The 19,736-nt window shown below is 42.8% G+C and carries 14 protein-coding genes, 2 pseudogenes and 1 CRISPR repeat array; of the genes and pseudogenes, 6 read left to right on the plus strand and 10 right to left on the minus strand.

What is annotated here, in order from left to right; all coding sequences use genetic code 11:
- Positions 1–123: 123 nt before the first annotated feature.
- Positions 124–954, plus strand: coding sequence for an oxidoreductase (locus WA1_RS35800; RefSeq protein WP_017745816.1), 831 nt, complete (start codon positions 124–126; stop codon positions 952–954).
- Between the two features lie 152 nt (positions 955–1,106).
- Entirely contained in the window at positions 1,107–1,679 is a 573-nt protein-coding gene (locus tag WA1_RS35805; protein WP_017745815.1) for a nuclear transport factor 2 family protein, read from the plus strand.
- 130 nt (positions 1,680–1,809) lie between these two features.
- On the opposite strand, the gene WA1_RS35810 is transcribed toward WA1_RS35805, so the two are convergent.
- The 4 genes from WA1_RS35810 to WA1_RS35825 form a co-directional block, all read right to left on the minus strand.
- Positions 1,810–2,592: a Uma2 family endonuclease gene (locus tag WA1_RS35810; RefSeq protein WP_017745814.1), complete on the minus strand. Its 783-nt coding sequence runs from the start codon at positions 2,590–2,592 to the stop codon at positions 1,810–1,812.
- Between the two features lie 24 nt (positions 2,593–2,616).
- Positions 2,617–3,183, minus strand: a complete 567-nt coding sequence (locus WA1_RS35815) for a Uma2 family endonuclease (protein WP_017745813.1) — start codon at positions 3,181–3,183, stop codon at positions 2,617–2,619.
- Between the two features lie 166 nt (positions 3,184–3,349).
- Entirely contained in the window at positions 3,350–3,694 is a 345-nt protein-coding gene (locus WA1_RS35820) for an ATP-grasp domain-containing protein (protein ID WP_017745812.1), read from the minus strand.
- A 334-nt stretch (positions 3,695–4,028) separates the two neighbouring features.
- On the minus strand, positions 4,029–6,176 hold the full coding sequence (locus tag WA1_RS35825; RefSeq protein ID WP_017745811.1) for an intein-containing RctB family protein: 2,148 nt from the start codon (positions 6,174–6,176) through the stop codon (positions 4,029–4,031).
- A 320-nt stretch (positions 6,177–6,496) separates the two neighbouring features.
- Between WA1_RS35825 and WA1_RS35830 the strand changes: the two genes are divergently transcribed.
- The 3 genes from WA1_RS35830 to WA1_RS35840 all read left to right on the plus strand — a co-directional run bounded on the left by WA1_RS35830 (position 6,497) and on the right by WA1_RS35840 (position 10,323).
- On the plus strand, positions 6,497–7,414 hold the full coding sequence (locus WA1_RS35830) for a class I SAM-dependent methyltransferase (RefSeq protein ID WP_017745810.1): 918 nt from the start codon (positions 6,497–6,499) through the stop codon (positions 7,412–7,414).
- Complete coding sequence (locus WA1_RS35835) at positions 7,411–8,118, plus strand: HAD family hydrolase (protein ID WP_017745809.1); 708 nt, start codon at positions 7,411–7,413, stop codon at positions 8,116–8,118. Before WA1_RS35830 ends, WA1_RS35835 begins: the two co-directional genes overlap by 4 nt.
- Before the next feature lie 176 nt (positions 8,119–8,294).
- Positions 8,295–10,069: direct repeats of the CRISPR family, unit length 37 nt; unit sequence GCTTCAATGGAGCCAACCCCTAAGGGTGGATAAAAAC.
- A gap of 53 nt (positions 10,070–10,122) precedes the next feature.
- Positions 10,123–10,323 (plus strand): hypothetical protein, encoded by a 201-nt coding sequence (locus tag WA1_RS35840; protein ID WP_017745808.1) that lies wholly within the window; start codon positions 10,123–10,125, stop codon positions 10,321–10,323.
- Here the strand turns inward: WA1_RS35840 and csb2 are convergent.
- The 4 genes and pseudogenes from csb2 to cas8g1 (WA1_RS35855) all read right to left on the minus strand — a co-directional run.
- A complete protein-coding gene (gene csb2 / locus WA1_RS35845) occupies positions 10,320–12,002 on the minus strand; it encodes a type I-G CRISPR-associated protein Csb2 (protein WP_017745807.1) in 1,683 nt (560 codons plus the stop codon). The genes WA1_RS35840 and csb2 overlap by 4 nt on opposite strands.
- A pseudogene (cas7g, locus tag WA1_RS35850) lies at positions 11,999–12,805 on the minus strand (type I-G CRISPR-associated RAMP protein Csb1/Cas7g); the annotation flags it as partial. The gene csb2 and the pseudogene cas7g, both read right to left, overlap by 4 nt.
- Before the next feature lie 28 nt (positions 12,806–12,833).
- Positions 12,834–13,046, minus strand: a complete 213-nt coding sequence (locus tag WA1_RS58895; protein ID WP_201789144.1) for a type I-G CRISPR-associated protein Cas7 — start codon at positions 13,044–13,046, stop codon at positions 12,834–12,836.
- Positions 13,046–14,407: pseudogene (cas8g1, locus tag WA1_RS35855) on the minus strand (type I-G CRISPR-associated protein Cas8g1/Csx17); the annotation flags it as partial. The gene WA1_RS58895 and the pseudogene cas8g1 (WA1_RS35855), both read right to left, overlap by 1 nt.
- Before the next feature lie 268 nt (positions 14,408–14,675).
- Here cas8g1 (WA1_RS35855) and WA1_RS35860 point away from each other — a divergent pair.
- A complete protein-coding gene (locus WA1_RS35860) occupies positions 14,676–16,166 on the plus strand; it encodes an IS200/IS605 family element transposase accessory protein TnpB (protein ID WP_017745804.1) in 1,491 nt (496 codons plus the stop codon).
- A gap of 67 nt (positions 16,167–16,233) precedes the next feature.
- Here WA1_RS35860 and cas8g1 (WA1_RS35865) read toward each other — a convergent pair whose 3' ends face one another.
- Positions 16,234–17,064, minus strand: coding sequence for a type I-G CRISPR-associated protein Cas8g1/Csx17 (cas8g1, locus tag WA1_RS35865; RefSeq protein ID WP_017745803.1), 831 nt, complete (start codon positions 17,062–17,064; stop codon positions 16,234–16,236).
- Positions 17,057–19,435, minus strand: coding sequence for a CRISPR-associated helicase/endonuclease Cas3 (locus tag WA1_RS35870; protein ID WP_017745802.1), 2,379 nt, complete (start codon positions 19,433–19,435; stop codon positions 17,057–17,059). Before WA1_RS35870 ends, cas8g1 (WA1_RS35865) begins: the two co-directional genes overlap by 8 nt.
- Between the last annotated feature and the right edge of the window lie 301 nt (positions 19,436–19,736).

Below are 19,736 nucleotides of genomic sequence, written 5' to 3' on the forward strand. Positions count from 1 at the left end.
TTTGATTACAAAATCGAGGTGAGGACGGAGCAAAAATACCGCTTTTGCAACTGCCACTGAAAGGAATTGATGTCGGTTCAAGAATCTAGCTGTGTTATTAACTTAATGTAAGGAGATTTACACATGACTCAGAGAACATGGTTCATTACAGGTGCATCCCGTGGAATTGGAGCCGAAATCGCACTAGCAGTTTTGGCAGCAGGTGACCAATTAATTGCAACCGCGCGCAACAAAACCGATTTGCATCAGTTCGAGTCCAGTCAAAATGTGTTGACGCTCAGCCTGGATATTACCGACGAGGCTCAAGTGAAAGCAGCAGTTGCAGCAGGACTGGAACGCTTTGGGCAGATCGATGTGTTAGTCAACAATGCGGGATTCGGTTTGCTCGGAGGCATCGAAGAAACCAGTGCTACTGAGGTTGAGCGGGTATACCGCACGAACGTCTTCGGGCTGTTGAATGTGACCCGTGCCGTGTTGCCCAGTATGCGTCAGTTCCGCTCCGGACACATTATTAACCTATCGTCCATCGGGGGCTACCGCTCCACTCCAGGGTGGGGCATCTACTCCTCAACCAAGTTTGCAGTTGAAGGCATTACCGAAGCTCTGCACGATGAATTAGCTCCTCTGGGCATCCATGCCACTGTGGTCGAGCCGGGATACTTCCGGACCAATTTCCTCGATGGCAGCTCGCTCCAGCGCACTGCCATGGAAATTTCCGATTACGCCCAGACGGTCGGTAAAATCCGTAACCACGCATCTGAACTGAACTATCAACAACCGGGAGATCCCACCAAACTCGCCCAGGCGATCCTGGAGCTCGTCAATGCAGATACCCCACCTCTGCGGTTGCCTCTAGGGACAGACACCCTTCAGGCAATTGCTGAGAAAAACGCTTACGTCGAGCAAGAAACGGCACAATGGCGGACTCTGGCGGAATCCACTGATTACAGATAAGGAGTGGAAGACTCAGCCATGAAAAAGCAGCCCGATCTCTAGTGTTTTTGATTGCATGGGAAATACTGATAGATCGGGCTGCCTGACGTGTCGATTCGATAACAAAAACAAAATAGTGTTTTCTATACAGACTTAATCCAGAAAGAGGATTTATGAAAAAATACACCACCGCCCCCCACCGTAAATTACTAATTAGCTTTGGATTAATTGGCTTTGGTTTGATGATAGCCGCTTTAGCATCTGTGACCAGTGCTCTTGCCGAGCCAAAGCAAGGAGAGATTCACAAGATTGTGCAATCTAATGAGAGCCAGAATAAAGAAATAGTACGCGTTGGCTTTGCCAAATGGGCAAATAACACTGGTAGTTTCTTCTCACTGCTAGCGGATGATGTGGAATGGACGATTACAGGCAGAAGTCCAATTTCCAAAACCTACACCAGCCGCCAGCAATTTTTGTCGGAAGCCATAGCGCCAATTAACGAGCGATTGAGCGTCAGAATAGTACCCAGTGTACGAGGCATTTATGCCGAGGGCGACATGGTAATTGCCCTATGGGATGGAACAGCTACAGCCAAAGACGGCAAACCCTATACCAACACCTATTCCTGGTATATGACCATGAAAAACGGGCGTATTGTCAAGGTAGTAGCATTCTTCGATACCATTGAGCTTACCGATCTGTGGAAACGCATTCCTGTAAGTAAAAAGGAATTGACAAACTATTGAAGTTCAAGACGATCGCTAACATTTTGAAGCTCAAGCTATGATAGACCAAAAAACAGGCAATGTAAATTCTTGTGGGGTGGGCGTCCTCGCCCGCCCAAGTTCTGTGAAAATTAAAACTGGTATTCTTCTCCTACTCTACCGCATCTGGGTCAATGCCCATTGCCCGTAACCGTTCTGCTAGTTGTACAACTCTTCGCTCTGCAGCAAGAGCTCGTTGTCGTTCCTGCTCAGCAATTTCATTGCCAATTAGTAACAGATTTCCATATTCATCCCACCAACGTAACCAGAGTTGCTCTGGATTATTCAAGTAGCTCCCTTGCCATAGTCCTAATTCTACTCCTAAAGGTGGAATGGGATAGTGATTTCGCTCATTAGGTTGTATCTTTTGGTAGGAAAAATCTACCAAGTGATAGACTTCCAGCTTAGCATGATTGATTTCATAAATAGCATAGTAAGGAATTCTGATAATTTGTTGATATACCCAAAATTTACCAGGCTTCGCACTTTCTCGACGACGGGCGAAGGGTAGAGGAGTTGCATCTCGTTCTTCATCGCCATTGCCACTTGCTAGTTCTATAGCAATGAGGGGGGGGATGTATTCCCGCCAAAAAACATAGGAACGACGAATTTTGCCATCAAGCATTGGCGGTACACCTGGTACATAAAACCAATCAGGTGCTTCGGCTCCTTTTTCAGGTGGTTCAGTTTCTCGCCAGTATATACCAGAGTCTTGACCAATGCAGTACTGTCCATCTGGGTGTAGTTGCTGCAAAACAGGAGCGATGGAGTCAGTCAAAATTAGGCACTGAGGATGTTCTTGGAAATTTTTCACAAACGTACCATCTGACTCTGGCAGTTGAGTATGATCGGGGAACTGGGGTGGTATATCAATTTCAGTAAGTATTTCACTCATGTTCTTATACCTTTAAATCATTGTCTAAATTATCCTCAACCATCCAAACAAATCCCCCACTGTTAAGCGGAAATCTTTCACTAAATCTGGAACAGGTAACACATCCTCTGGTTGCTCTAAGAGTTCCGGTTGCTGTCCTGGTGGGTAAACTAGCACGGACTTTTCATCAGGATCGACTAGCCAACCTAATTTAGTACCATATTTTAAGCAATGTAATATCTTTCCAGTTACTTTGGTTTGACTTTGGTCTGGTGAAAGAATTTCAATTGTCCAATCCGGAGCAGCAGCGAATACGTTAGCAATATCCCCACTTTCATCAAGGGGAATTCTTTCCCAAGCAAATACCACTACATCTGGAACGATTGAACGTCCACCAAAAGTACACCTTAATTCAGGGAAAGCAAGTGCAATTTTCTGCTCTTCTACTATGTTATTAATAGTAGTGACTAGTTTACCTTGTAACTTGCTGTGCTTTCCTTGAGGCATAGGTTTTTGAATGATTTCACCATCAATGTATTCACTTGCAGGTTTCGTTTCTGGTAGTTTCAGAAACTCTTCCAAGGTCAGTGTTTGCGTTGGTGCTTGTACCATATGCGATGTGAATCAAGCGATCTTGTTTACAAATTATAGCTTTTTCTAAGAATCTATATCTTTTAACTTGTTCCACAGCTCAAGTACAGGGATGTGACAAGTTCCTGAAAATTGAGCATCACCTACCTCCACAACTACTCACTCTCTACTTTCTAACTGTCCGATATCAATTGCGATATAAGGAACATTGAGATGCTAGGCTAGCTAAGTTTAAAACTTCTTTTTCTTCTTGTTGTGAAAGTTGGCTTAGCTCGTCATTGCCATCCCAATAGTATCCATATTCTAAAACTCGCTTATTATAAATAAAAACTCTATACTCTCTTCCCATAGGAAAGCCGTTTGGAGCTAAACGCTGAGATCGCAAATTTACAAATTTTCTGGCGATCGCTCTCCCACGCGAACTATATTTTAACTTTAATAACCATTCTGTTAGCGTTACTAATTCTTCTAAGTTATTTGCTACACAAGATAGTAGTCTTAACTTTACGATTCTACCCGATACACCAAACATTTACGGCTATTGGCGTAGATTAGTAGTGAAATACGAAGTTAGGGGAGTTAACGTACATGATGCAAGATTAGTTGCTGCTATGCTAGTGTATGGGCTGATGCATATCTTAACGTTTAATACAAGGGATTTTGCTCGTTATAAGGAAATAACTGCCGTAAATCCTACAGAAATTACTTCACAATCTTCATAAAAATATACTCTAAACGAGGCAGAGCCTCTAAGAATGCATTCCCAGGCTCCGCCTGGGAACGAGAGTCAAGAAAGCCTCGGATAACGGGTAACGCCTCTCATTGACCAGCTGTATCCGTAAAAGTTGCCCTAGGATCTAACCAAGCTAACCTTTTACACAAACAACTTGCTTGAGAGTGGCCACAACTTCAACCAAATCGGCTTGATTGTTCATCACCTCGTCTATAGGTTTGTAAGCACCTGGAATTTCATCCAAAACACCTTCATCTTTACGACACTCTACGCCTTTTGTTTGCTCAATGAGATCGTCAAGAGTATAGACATTCTTTGCCTTATTTCGAGATAGCAAACGACCAGCACCATGAGAGCAAGAACAAAAACTATTGGCACAACCTTTGCCTTTAACAATGTAAGATTTTGCTCCCATTGAACCGGGGATAATGCCATAGTCGTCTTTTTCTGCACGTACTGCACCCTTACGAGTGACGTATACATCCTCGCCAAAATGCACTTCTTTTTCAGCGTAATTGTGATGGCAATTGACCTCTAATAAAGGTTTAATTGATTTACCACCTGCTAAATGTTTCTCAACGATGTGCTTGAAACGTGCCATCATTACCTCACGGTTGACACGCGCATAATCCTGCGCCCATTGCAAATCGTGCCAGTATGCTTGGAATTCTGGCGTACCAGCAATAAAATAGGCTAAATCTGGGTCTGGCAATTTATTGTCTGCCATTTTTGCTAAATTTTTAGCAGTGTTGATGTGGCATTGAGCGAGATTATTGCCAATATGACGCGATCCGGAATGCAACATCAGCCAAACTTGGTTCTCTGTATCGAGGCAAACTTCTAGAAAATGATTTCCACCGCCGAGAGAACCCATTTGTTTCATCGCTTTACTTTGTAAATCTTGCACCCCTGGATGCAAGACCTTAAAGTCGCACCAGCTTTGCCAGTTGGTAACAGTTTTTTCAACCTCTTTATTTTCGTTAAATCCAGTAGGAATCGCTGCTTCAATATCCAAGCGGATTTTTTTCAGTTTTCCTTCTAGTTTGTCCCCATTAAATGGTGTTTTTATCGCCATCATGCCACAGTTGTGAACAAAGACACCTGCTTTCAAAGCAAAGTTGTGATATTCAGGTACTGTAAGGCAATAAACATCTTGTGTATAGTCTAAAGATAGAACAGCTACTACTTTGTGATTACACTGATGTTCTTTTTTTCTGTGATTGTCTAAACCAATTGGTGTCTTAACTTGTGCATTATAAATGTCACAGGTATAGTATCGATTGGCGATTTCCTGAGATTTCTTTCTACCCTTCTCACTTTGATTGTATTGCACTAAATAATGCTGACCGCGCTCACCATTACTAGCAACTGCTTGCTTAAAGTGTTCTGACTGTTGCTGCATATAATTCAGGATATTTCGAGTTCCTCTAGCAGCGTAGTACTCATATCCTTCTGGTGTTGCTGCTTTTCTGGCAAGTGCCGCTAGTAGGTTTTTTTCAAACTCTGGAGATTGCCAGTGTTGGTTACGTTCAACTAAGCTACGATGATAGGCGGAATGCTCCCGCTCTCCCATGAATTTCAAATTCTCAGGTCGGTTATCTGATTCATTAAAGTTGTAATGATGAATAACTGTTCTTTGTCCTTCAAATCTGGGGACTTTTCCTAACAAACCCGATCTAGCAATAATCCAATGTGCTTTTTGCCATCTACCGGAGTAGGGTTGAGAGACTAAGGTATAACCATCTGTGTCTGTTTTAGAGTAGAATGGCATCAAAGATGTTCCAGATTGAAGATGTTGTGCTTCCTCATAGTTTCCATCTCTAAGCATAAATTCATGATCTGGTGTGCAGATAATTTCTTCACCATTATCCAGAATGACTTTTATGAGACGAGCATTACGTCTCGTTAACCTTGCTTTTGCCTTAGCTGCTACAACTTTTCCAGTAGAGGTGCATGAGTAAACTATAAACTCTTCATCACGTTCGGCTAAATCTTTTATAGAATACAATTTACCATCGACTAAAGGAATAAGAGTATCACCTACAAAGCAGCCAATATCCACGCCGACAGCAGCTGGAATAATTGCTTCTTTTGTGGCAATCACTGAACCAACTAAGGCTCCTTTACCTAAGTGAACGTCCGGCATCAATGCTACGTGTTTAAATACAAATGGTAGTGATGCTACATTCTTTGCCATCTTGGTTTCTTCTGATCCCAATGGATGGTTTGCCCAAGACAGGACAGGTGATGGCGTGGAAAGTTCTAATTCTTCGTAGGGCATAATTAAATTTTGGATTTTGGATTTTAGATTTTGGATTTTGGATTAATGGAATTGGACTTTTTTACACGAGTTGATGGCATAAATTTCTCGTTTACACAATATGTTCAGAAGCTAAGGTCAAGTAAAAAGACCTCTAACCTTAACTAATTTTTTGTAATATAATTGTAGTATAAATAAATTAGCAATGACAAGCCCTTAACCTTCGCCCACAACCAAGCACATCCCTATTTCCTAACCCCTACTCCCTAACCCCTAACCCCTATTCCCTGTAAACAATGTAACATTAGTTATAATAGGTAAATAAAACTAAACAAACTTCTATGGCAGTTCGTCAAGATACTATCTGGGAACGCTTTTTATCCCCTGTGGTGCGTCTTCTAATTGATGAACAGGGGTTGCAGCGATATGCAGAAAGTGTTGATTGGGAAAAAGAAAGCGATCGCTACCGACGTGCTGATGTGACAGTTCCCACATACTACAGTAGTCAAAACTTTCATGGAATTAAGCAGGGGTATCTTAACCCTGGTGCAGCTGTTTCTTATGACCCTATCACCCAGTACGTTTTACCCCCTAACGAAACGATTGTCCGTCAGGCGTTAATTGATACGATTCAGGTACAACCGCGAAGAATACTAGATTTGGGTTGTGGGACGGGTTCTACAACCTTAATGTTAAAGCAGGCATTCCCTCAAGCCGAAGTCATAGGTTTGGATTTATCGCCTTATATGCTTGTGAGGGCTTCACACAAAGCCCAAAATGCTGGTTTGGAAATTTCCTGGCGACACGGTAATGCTGAGAAAACTAGTTTTCCAGATGCTTCCTTTGACTTGGTAACCGCTTCTTTGTTATTCCACGAAACACCAACTGTAGTTTCTCAGGCAATTTTACGGGAAGCCTTCCGCTTACTAGTATCTGGCGGACAAGTGTTGATTTTGGACGGAAATCAAAAAACTATCCGACAGTTGGATTGGCTGAACAATGTTTTTGAGGAGCCGTATATTGAGGAATATGCTACCGGAAGTGTCGATGCTTGGATGGGTGCTGCAGGATTTGGCTCCGTACAAACTCGGGATGTTTGGTGGATCAATCAAGTGACAAGCGGAGTCAAGCCGATTCTGTCTAGGGATACCAGCATCCAAAGAAATGCCATGCGTTACACTCCTACACAAGGGGACACCACAGTAGATAATGGAGAGTTGCAGGGATTTCCATCACCAGCTTTTAATATACTTCCATGAGTCTAAAGGCGATTCTGTTTGACTTTAATGGTGTCATCATTAATGATGAATCCATTCACGAGCAACTCATAGAGCAACTTTTGATTGAGGAAAACCTGACTATAAAACCAGGTGAGTACCGCAAAATTTGTTTGGGGCGTAGCGATCGCGCCTGTGTAAAAGAATTGCTAGCCAAACGAGGGCGTGTGGTGAGTGAAACTTATCTCACTCAGTTGCTCAATCGTAAAGCAGAAAGTTATGTTCGGGAGATAGAAAAAATTACAAAATTGCCTCTATATCCTGGTTTAGACGACTTAATTTTTCAAGCGCGTTCTCGTAATTTAAAAATAGGAATCGTCAGTGGTGCTATTCGTAAAGAAATTGATTTAATACTCAATCGCGCCAACCTAGCAGAACATTTTAAACTGATTGTTGCAGGTGATGACATTACCACCAGTAAACCAGACCCGCACGGTTATTTGCTGGCAGTAAAACGGCTAAACCAGGAATATCCCGATTTAAATCTTTTGCCAGAAGAGTGTTTGGCGATAGAAGATACCTTCGCTGGTATACAAGCAGCAAAACAAGCGGGGATGCAAGTGGTTGGAGTAGCCCATACTTACCCATTCCATATGCTACAGCGCCAAGCTAACTGGACAATAGATTATCTGAGCGATTTAGAACTCGAACGGGTACAGGAAGTTTATGAGCAGAAAACTGGTTAAGTTACTGTTGATGGGATAAGTAAGTCGTCACAATTAAAGTCAACTAGTCAGGATCGTCATTGGTCATTTGTCCTTGGTCATTTGTAAGAGGTTTAACGTATTTACATACCTTTACATAGTTCGGTTTTTTCTCACCTACCTACTTAGTGTTATTCTTTATAAAGAGCTTTTAAGAGGCTTTAATGGAGCCAACCCCTAAGGGTGGATAAAAACACTCGTTGTTACACTGCGGCTAGCGAGGATTCAGTAAAGCTTCAATGGAGCCAACCCCTAAGGGTGGATAAAAACCTGCTTGTTGTTGGCTGTTTACTAGGGCGTCAATGTCTAGCTTCAATGGAGCCAACCCCTAAGGGTGGATAAAAACCAGCGATCGCCAGTGCAGAAGCGATTACGAACTGGCTTCAATGGAGCCAACCCCTAAGGGTGGATAAAAACTTTTGTTTATGGGGATTTGGTTTTTGAATTAACCTGCTTCAATGGAGCCAACCCCTAAGGGTGGATAAAAACTCCATATATCCACAACATCTGTTGTTGCTTTAATGCTTCAATGGAGCCAACCCCTAAGGGTGGATAAAAACCTCTGATGCATCTTCTCCTTCTGCTAACATACTAAGCTTCAATGGAGCCAACCCCTAAGGGTGGATAAAAACCTTATTAGGAACAAACGCTAGAGAGTGCATCTACTGCTTCAATGGAGCCAACCCCTAAGGGTGGATAAAAACCTTGTTGATTCTCTGTGAAAGTGGCGCAGCTAACGCTTCAATGGAGCCAACCCCTAAGGGTGGATAAAAACTCAATGGTTATGAGCAATGGCTAGATATTTCTCTGGCTTCAATGGAGCCAACCCCTAAGGGTGGATAAAAACTGTTTGGTGTATGGCTAGCTTTAGCTATCCGTCGCTTCAATGGAGCCAACCCCTAAGGGTGGATAAAAACGTACCTAGTTGGCAAAATGACTACGATTATTAATCGCTTCAATGGAGCCAACCCCTAAGGGTGGATAAAAACTTGGTTTTGGCTCTACTTCTGGCTCTGCAATTTTGCTTCAATGGAGCCAACCCCTAAGGGTGGATAAAAACGTGCCTTTATGAGCAATGGTACTGATTGGGATCTCGCTTCAATGGAGCCAACCCCTAAGGGTGGATAAAAACCTGGTGAATATATTGGAGCACAAGTTCAAATTGCTTCTGCTTCAATGGAGCCAACCCCTAAGGGTGGATAAAAACTTACTTGTTCCGTTTGTTTTTCCAAGCCACCAAAATAGCTTCAATGGAGCCAACCCCTAAGGGTGGATAAAAACCTTATATGTATCGTTTGGTACGGATTAAATTATGGCTTCAATGGAGCCAACCCCTAAGGGTGGATAAAAACGCTGAAGCACGGGAGCATTCGCTCTCTTGCCCAGGCTTCAATGGAGCCAACCCCTAAGGGTGGATAAAAACTATCATCCCACTGCTAATTAGCAGCATAGTTGGCTTCAATGGAGCCAACCCCTAAGGGTGGATAAAAACAAGAATTTACATTTTGGGAAATTGGAACACTCAAGCTTCAATGGAGCCAACCCCTAAGGGTGGATAAAAACCTCATGAAGGCGCGATCGCGTCTCAAAACTATTGGGAAGCTTCAATGGAGCCAACCCCTAAGGGTGGATAAAAACGTCTAGCGTTTGCTTCACCAAATCTTGAGTTTTGAGCTTCAATGGAGCCAACCCCTAAGGGTGGATAAAAACCTGCTGGGATTTGGAAGGAACTAAGTTAGAAAATTGCTTCAATGGAGCCAACCCCTAAGGGTGGATAAAAACCTCAGATGGTAGCGAATGTAGCAGGGTGCGATCCAGCGATGCTTCAATGGAGCCAACCCCTAAGGGTGGATAAAAACGCTCCTCCAATGGCTTGCCTGTAGCCAAATTCTACCGGCTTCAATGGAGCCAACCCCTAAGGGTGGATAAAAACCCCTGACATACGAAAAGCTTATCATATCTGGTTTGTGGGAGGTAAAATCGCGGATGTTCAAGCAAAACCTTGTTTCAGCCATCAAACACATCAAACCTATCCTGTCAAAAATCGCCATAAGTCTTGTAGGGCAAGCATTTGAGCACTGGCGCGGAACTCTTTTGAAACCAATTGGCTGCGATCCTGACAGAGTAAGCAATTTCAGCATTTTTACAACTAGAGCAAAGTTACAGCCACCCATCCGCGCAATTTAGTTGAAAACTGGGGTAAACACACCCAATCCAAAATGTGCGGCGTACCCAAGTGCGATTGGTCCCAACTGTACTTCTGTAAATTCTATCTCCAACCAGTACCCCTTATCCGATGATTTTTGTCCCCTGCCATGATATCTACGCCTTTGGAAGGAAAAGGCAGGTTTATCCAAAACACCACGATCGCAGCATCTAACTTTGACAATCGTTTCGCCGTTGTGCCTTTGCAAACACAACCACTCATCGTCTGATGCAATGGTACTATTAGCTGGTATATTTAAATAATCAAGCTGAGTCAATAATTTCAGTGCTTGGTGTTCTACTCCATCTAGCTGAAAACTCGTATCTGGAATACATCTTTTGTTACCATTTTTATAGAATTTGGGATGACGTGGTAGCACCATTGGAGTCAAACTGCGCCACTTTCTACTTTTGCCAATAACACGAAAATGTTTATCATCAAGCTGTCGAGAAGTCACAACGTACTCTTCAATTTGACCTAGCGATACCAAAACCGTCTGAAGGTCAAATCCTTCTGTTCCCCATACTTTATACAGATTTTTGAGTTTTGGTAATGCTTGGTTGAAGTCAAACCCACTTGCAGCATAAATAACCATATGGTCGATTTTTCCTCGTGCATTCACTTCAGGTAAGTACCAAGCGTGCTGCTGTCCCTCAAGATACGGCTTGGATCTATCGCCTTCATCAGCATTATTATCAACAGAATTCCTTCCCGAAAAAACGCTTAAAGGTAATTGATTTTCGTCTTTTTTCGATGACATGAGTGCTTGCCGAAAACGTTCGCCAATCGATACAACTTCAGTGATATTGGGTAAGACATTCGAGGCGAGTGCGAATCTAGCAAAGTTCGGTAGTTTATCTTCACGGCTTGTCACCACAGCTTGCACGTTGCGACTGTGAGATGTCGGTAAAACATAGCTTACCCAGCGCGTACCGGGAATTCCATTCCACCCTGAGGAGTGCAGATCGCTGATATCCAACTCCAATGCTTCTAATATATCCTTTGGAACTTTCCACTTACTTTTTTTACCTTTCTTAGTAGGTAAAGGTACAGTCGCAAGTGCAGCTTTAAATCCTTCCATTTCAGCAGAGGATAAGGGAACTAATACCCTCACCTTCTCGCCTGTCAAATCCGCGTCACCTTTCAAATCACTAGGTACAGCATTAAATTCTACTTTCGCCTCACTCCATTCTTCAATAACTTGCACTTCTGCCCACGATTCGGCACGTCCCAGATAACTAATCTGGCTGCAAAGCTGCTTGAACAAAGCTTGCTGTGACAAGTTCAATTCCACATTCTGCCAAACTACCTGTATTACGGCATCTGGTGATAGTACTCCTCCCGGTAGTGTAATAAAAGTGTCTAAGACTTTAGTTGTGGTAACCTTACCTTCCTTCACTATCGGCATATAATGCCGCGTATGAGCAGTTGCATATTCAGGCAAACAGTAACAAGGCAAGCATTCGCTTAACGTTGCTAACAAACTGTATAATTCATTACGTGCAGGGGGATTGGGTAGGCGGTAGTATGCTGCAACTAACGCCCTCAAGATGCGCCAGGGGGACGGCGGCCACTCAACAACACCTTCATTAACTTGATGGTTCCACGGTGTTGCATGGTAGCGACCGCAAAGAAATTGAATCGAAATTCCAACACTCATGCTTTGCTCTTAGCCTCACTTGCTTCATACTTCACTTCAGTCACCGGAGGGTCAGCAAACACCAATTTGGCAGCAGCAACCAAGGACGGTAATGCTTTTTCTAATGTTTTCAGATCTGGCAATTTGAATCCTTCGGGACGTTTAACTGTTAAGTGCGTATACTCAAGGTCGCAAGCAGTCCGCAACCGCAACCCTCTTGCCAAAAAAGATTGGATTTTGTAGAGTGCGATCGCAATGAGTAAATCTTCAACTTCTTGCCCTAAGCGATAACCTCGAATTTGTGCCAAGTCAAGGTTGAAGTACGCTTTAATTTCTTCAGCAGTATATTCAACGCGAGAATAAGGAACATTACCACCACGTTCTTTTGCTTCAGCTTTTGGGTTGATGCGATCGTTTTTCACACCACCAGACATAACTCGTGCAACATTCCGTGCCTCGATAAACCCAGAGATGGCTCGTGGTAATTTAAACCTACCTCCGGCAAAATCTTTTTCGGCAATAAAAATACCATGGAGTAGCGAATTGATATCGTATCGTGCCAAAACTTGCGCCAACCTCTGAAAATCTACTGGAGTGTCATCACGTACATCAAGTTCTTTTTTCAATCTCTCGATAAAGCTGCGGTCTTTAGCTTTTAAATTGATGATGTAATTTGAACTAAGACGGTGTGCTTCGAGTAAAGAAGTTGTTATTACTTTATCTGCTTGTTTGACGACTACATAGGAAATTCCTTTCAGAGGTGTCACTACAGCTTGATGGCTCTCATCCCAGATTGTTGCTTCCAAACGATTGGCTACACTTTGGGCTGATTCTACGTCTCTTTATTTGCTGTTACCTGGTTTTCTCTATGCTTTCTTCCAAACGATTGGCTACACTTTGGGCTGATTCTACCAACAGCATTTCGGTTTTCTCTTTTCCTGGAAGCGTATAAGTGGCTGCATCCAAATCGGGAAAACCTGTAGGTTGAAAGCGCGTACCTTGAAGGGGTATAAGTTCGGCTTCAATCAGCAATCGAGATTCATTTTGAAGTTTTGTAAAGTCCATTATCTATCTTCCTCTTGCTCAAATTCGCAAATTTGGTTCAACAAGCAAACAACATCCCATTCGGAAATAGGGAATACCAATGAAGCTGCAATGCGGCGAGTTTTTTCGGGCGATTCGTATATTCCTCGTTCAATCGCCGGATTAAATCCACTTGCATGCAACCGACGCGTTGCTAATTCGGTAGCACTTAAACAATCACCGCTAGCGAGCTGGTTTAACAATGCTGGAACTCTTGGTAAAGAGACATCTTTAGAAAAATTCTTTTTCAGAACGCGATGAAGTAGTTCTTTTTTCAAAGCGCGGTGGTGGGTAACTTTAACGAGCGTGTAAGCAGCAGGTACAGGTAAAGAATCGCTCTTCTTTAAACATCTGCGATACATTTTAACCAAAGACAACCCACGAGCTATGGCTTCAACGCGAGCATCATCAACCTCACCCCAAATCCAACGCACGATATCATCAAGTGCTACAGTCACTAAATTTTTATCTTGAGATTTGGTAGATTTGTCGTCGTTCGATTTAGCAACTAGTTCATCTTCATCTTCACTATCCGAGGACTGGGCTTGTTGCTTTTCTTTTTGCTCCCGCTCCAAATCCTCGCGCTGCAATAAATCAATTAAGTTATCAATTAAGGAACCATTATGCCAAGTTGTTTTACCATCACGCTCCTTAACCCAAACTAACTTGCCATGTTTCTCTTTATCTTGCCGCACCTGCACCAACCTCTGACGCAACCCCCGACTTGCGAGTGCCAATGCCAAACGGAATTCAACCGACGAATCATCACAATCTTTTACCCACGTACTTTTTAAAGAAGGAAGGGGTGGAATAGATTTTTCTTCGATAAATTTCAATGAACGGTTGAGAACCGCCTCGACTTCACCTAATGCAATCAGTACGTCTAGCAATCCCCGCTTTCCCAAGCTAAATTCAAACAATGCTGTTTGTAAAACCCGATGCACGCGCCTTACACTAGCAGGAGCCTTTGCATCGCTTGCAGCACTTTGGAAGAAAGCTAACCAAAAATCCAACTCAACAAGTCGGTCAACTTTTGGATTGAGCTTCGGTTGAAAACGCCCTAATGGAATTGCAAAATATGATAGCCCATTACGCACCTGAAAACCATAACGGATAAATTCATCAATACCTCGCACCACACCTCTGCTGGAAATTGCCCGTGCAAAATCAATAGCATCGCGTGCGGTCTTTCTGCCGACTTTTGCTCTACCCTCATTAAAAAGCAGTTGCAATTCTCGCAGCCCGGTTGGTGCAGACCATAGGGGTATCCACAACTCAGCACGGGCTTCATCACCATCAGCAGCACTGCCATACCCAACAAATGATGGACGCACAGCAAAAGGGTGAGAAACTGTAACTTAATAACTGGACATAGTTACCCATTATTAGTCATTTTTGGGGAGCTTTTCTCTTGCCATCCGCTCAATGACATCACTTAAGCTTCCGGCTTGCATCTGAATCTGTTTTTGTTCAAGCCATTGAATTGCTGTTTCGGTCAAGGTCATTGTAAATCTTCGTTTTGATTCTGAGTAAGTCTTTTTTCTAGCCATGTTGTCAATTCTTAATAGCTCATATATAATATGAGTATAACATCCTTTAAAGGTCGAATCAATGACAACTCTCACGTATGTGAAGGGATTACCGACAAGAGCAGAAGAATTGAATAGTTTAGGACTCACTGAGTTTGAAATGTTTCTGGCTGCTTACAGTTCGGTATTCTATAAAGCCGCGTGTGAAACAGCTAACCACCTTTTAGCGAATAAAAACTTTAATAAATCTAACTGGAACACTTATTTACAAGTTACTTACGGGATTTCAAAACGTCATGCTAATGGTGTTATTAGCCATGCTCAAGGTGCGGTGGATGCTTCTATTGATCATAGAAAGCGTCATATCAAAATTCTTGAAGGTAAACTTAAGTCTATTAACTCTTGGATAACTAAGTCTGAGAAGAAGTTAGCAGATTCCTTCAAATTTTATGAGAAAAAGAACTGGAAAGAATCTAAGACGGGATGTAGGCTACCCATAGCATCTGATTTAAAAACACGTGAAACCAATTGGCATAATCTTCACTTTCAGATTCACAACAAGAAACGACGCGCTCACCAGTTGAGTAAGCAAATTGAACATTTAAAGGTAGCACCAATTCAAACAGTTATTCCCAAAGACCAAGCTTTTGTAGTTGGTTCTAAAGATGAATCATTTGGCAATCAGGTATGTCAATGGGATGGTGATCTTCTTAAATTTCGTGTACCTGCTTGCTTGGAATTAAGGTTTGGTAAGTACGTTCAGACTCAGTTAGGTAACTTTGACCGCAACATTAACAGATTGCCCAAAGATGGTTGCAAAACATGGCACTTCTACCGTAAGGATGGTAAGTGGAATGCCGCCGTACAATTTACTCCTTCCCCAGTAAAGCGCGTCTCCAGACACTCTGCTTATGGCTGTATTGGCATTGATTTGAATCCTGGCTCAATCGGTTGGGCATATGTTGATCATGATGGTAATCTCAAAGCGCATGGACAAATTCCATTACAAATGGGACTACCATCAGGACAGCAAGATGCCCAAATTGTTGATGCTTGCTTACAATTAGTAGTATTAGCTGATACATATGCTTGTCCTATTGTCTGTGAAGAACTAGACTTTTCAACGAAAAAAGAACAACTCAGAGAACGTGGCAGCAAATATGCTCGGATGCTTTCTGGCTGGGCTTATAGTCGATTCTATAAACTACTAGAGAGCATTTTGAGTAACCGAGGAATTTACCTAATGAAGGTAAATCCTGCTTACACCAGCGTCATCGGATTGGTCAAATACGCACGTCAATATGGTTTAGCCAGTGATGAAGCAGCTGCGTTAGCGATTGCCCGACGTGGTATGCGTTTAAAAGAAAAAATGCATGGCTCCATAACCGCCTCAACTTCCGTGAAGGATGGAAAGCACGTATGGAGCTTTTGGTATCAACTGAATAAAATTCTTAAGTCTCGTGTTGTAATATCATCTCGTCATGACTATTACAACATCTCTAACTGGGGATTAGTGGTCAAGGAACCTGAGTCACGGGGCTCATGTTCCAAGCAGCAATGCACTTCTAATTGAGCGAACTTACACCGTGGAGTTGGGTTTGTCCAAAGTTGTCTAATTGTAGGTAACTTTGTCCAGACTTTTAGAATCGGTAGGCAAAATCTCCGACATCAGAATACTCGTAACGACGGGTAACGCCACCCGCAAACAACATCACACCTTCAAGCATGAATACGTAGTCCCAAGGATTAACTCGTGAATCCGCATCATAACCAGGTGCAGCATTAGCCCCTCCTGCCGCTATGGGATTAAACTGTCCAATTTTTCCCGCAAATTGCAGTCCCGGCACTACTTCATCAAACAGCGCCGCCCGCAGCATCAATTCTGCAGCAGCACTTGGCTTACCCGTTGCAAAATCAATTAACTCTTGCAACTGTTGCATAAATGTACGGCTAAATTCAAAGTTTCCATCATTTCCACCTGTTCCAGTCAAGGCTGGAAACTTTAAGTTATCGGCAGTAATGACTGCACACGCATCAAGCCAAATGACGGTTTCGTCGGGTAAATTATTCCGCAGGTGCTCAAACAGGCGACTTTTTTCTTCTTTATCTTTGGGTTGAACTGTGAGCTTTAGGTCTTCTACGACCTGTTGAGCGACTTGAACCGTATGGCGGTAAATATTTAATCTTGTTGCAGTACTTTTACGAACTGCATCTATGGTTTTTTTATTATCTTTGGGATAATACCCCGTACTACCATTCCACGGTGCAACCAACGGCGTGGGTTTATAGTCGTAGAGGAAAAATTGTACCAAGTCATTTGGTGACAACTCAGTTGCAAGTACAAAGGAATCATCCATCCAAAAGCCCTTGGCATTGGGATCGAACCTCTGTTCGACAACAAGCCGCAATACTCCCAATGCTTTGAGGTAATGAGAGAGTGGTATTGGAGTACAACCTGATAATCTAAGCATCGGTTTCTCCTAAAATATCGTTACGATATGTCTCCGAAGCACGCCAATCAGCAACGCGGATAATAGTTTCCAGAAATGCCAGTTTGAAGGGACCGTATTCGTTGAGTAAAGCGATCGCTCTTGCTGTCCAAGAAGAACTTCCTTCCACATCACCGATGGTCATGCAATCTAGGCTCAAGATTTGCTCTGGTATTTCTAAGCCCCCACCTAAATCAACAGCAGGTATCGTATCGCCTTCCCAAACACCCCGTGCAAACTTTCGATTGGGTTCATCAGGTTGTTTTTCATAGGGTACAGGCTGAATAGTCATGCGAATCCTACCGTGATGTGCTGCTACTAAATAAGCAAGTAAATCTGGCTCGTTCTGTTGCAACGCCACCAATGCACTTACCAATTCGTGGCGAAACCCAGGACGTTTTGATACACCACGATTCATTTTGTCAGATTTTGCCCATGGTCCGCCTGTTTGTTTATCTAAACGGTTGTCTGTCAGTAGTGCTTGAAAAACTTCATGAGCTTTACCTAAGTCGTGCCATCGCCCACTGCGTTTAAGTAATGGTACGGGCAAGCTGGAGTCATTTAATTTTAAGCAAAGTTCTTCTGTACGTAATTCAACATCATGCGAATGCTGAGATAAAGTAATGTATATTTTTATTTCAGTAAGCCAATCGCTATCATCCTTTTCAGGTTTAATAACCGGAGCATTCACCGCATTGGGTTCGTCTGTCGGATTGCCAGTAAATCCAAGTGTTGTTGAATAACCACCATCCTTGCGTTTTACAAGTATGGCAATACCCGGATACAATCTGGAAGCCTTAACCCAATCACCTTCTGACCCATCCCAAACCCAAGCGCTACTTTTGTTTTTTATCAAGCGATCCAAAAATGCTTGTGCTTGCCGAAGACTGACGCGACACAGTTCTTCCTGGCGCAAAGCACCTGATACTGAATCTTTTGGCTTACCTTCTTCCCAATCACGCCATGCGATCGCTACATCAAGTTCGTTGCTAGAGCGAATAAATGGAGAAATATCGATGTCGTGTCCAGCTAAATCTGTTGATGTGTCAAACAGTTGCAACAGGTCATTCTTCCGGGGAATTAACCCTTCAACCGACTTAAGTTCGGGTTTAACCGACCCCAATGCAAGTGGACCTACATCTTTAATCCCTTCTTCAATCTGACTCAACAGTTTTCGTGCTTCTTCCAGAAATTCTACTTGATAGGGAGCAGCAAGCTGTTTTTTATGAGTGTCAATATCGACCCAATAAACAGTAGCACCATCAGAATATTCGCCGTAGCGGTTGCAGCGACCAACTCTTTGGACGAAGGAAAACCAAGATGTCAGTTCGGATATTAAGGTTTTTGCTGAGATATCAATTCCAGCTTCAATAGCCTGAGTCGCAACTATAATACCAACTCGAAATTTGTATAGCTTCTGATTGAGTTCTTGTCGTTCGCAAGGTCGAAACCGGGAGTGCAAAAGCAATAAAGAATCACTAGTCAGATGAGAAAGTTCTTGGTAAACTGCTTGGGCGCGGGTGACACGATTGCAAATCAGAATTGTTAGAGTCCCTGGAATATGTAATTTTGCTACTTCAGATGCCAATGCTTTAGTATCTTCTTCTTTTCCTTGAATGACTGTCTCTGCCCTCACCAATCGCTTTTTTGCCTGTAATCGCTTTTGCAGAACTGGATGAGATTCATCTTCTTCACTCAAACGATGAATTCGATTCAAGTCAGGCTGATAATCAACTGTTTTTAACAATTCTGAATCAAGGGTAGCGCTCATCCACAAGGAAGCAACGAGTCCGTAAGTCCCAAATTTTTCACGAAAGCCTTGCAGTTGTGCTGTTGTTCGAACGCCTGCTCCCATCAATTGCACTTCATCCATAACCCAAAGGCAATCGTTATTCACAAGTGCAAACTGAACAGGCCAGCGATATCGACTCATTGCATACCCCCGGTTCAAAGCACGACTAAGCAGTTGGTCTTGAGTACCAACGAGAATACAATCTTTTTCTGGATGGATGTCCCAACGCTTGCTAATTGCACCACCCATAAGTAAGTGCAATTCAGCATCTCCTTCCAATCCTGCCTTCTTAAGCCATTTCTCAATTTCTGCATAAGTTTGCTCGACGAGAGTTCGCATTGGCAAGCAATAAACTAATCGTCGTGGAGTGCGATCGCGAATTCTTTGGTCGGGATAAAATCTACGCCGCCACAACCACCCCAAAACAACCGTTGCAGTCTTACCTGCACCCGTGATGACATCCAACAAAATGGGTAATTCACTTTGTGTTGCGAAATGTTCTTGATACGGGAAGGGAGGCTTTCCGCTAGTTTGTTCAAACCAGTCTCTAAATTCAACCATTCCGGTTTAGCCCTGCACTCGTAAACAACTGAGGGCATAAAATATGAATCATAAACAGCAATCCTTGTTTTAACTGTCCGTCTAATTGATGTCAGACAACTTTTGGTTGCCTTATACCCATTGATAAAGGCAAAATAATCAAGTTATACTAAAAACGGTTTAGAGCTTTACTTTTCAAGAATTCCTAAACGCTTATTACTTAAGGCTTATAGCGTTTAGAAAAAGTTCAGATATTAGCCGTTTGCAGTATAACAGTGAGTATATACAGTTACCTCCAGGAATGTCAAAACATAATTTTTCC

Source organism: Scytonema hofmannii PCC 7110, from assembly GCF_000346485.2.
GTDB classification, from domain to species: domain Bacteria; phylum Cyanobacteriota; class Cyanobacteriia; order Cyanobacteriales; family Nostocaceae; genus Scytonema; species Scytonema hofmannii.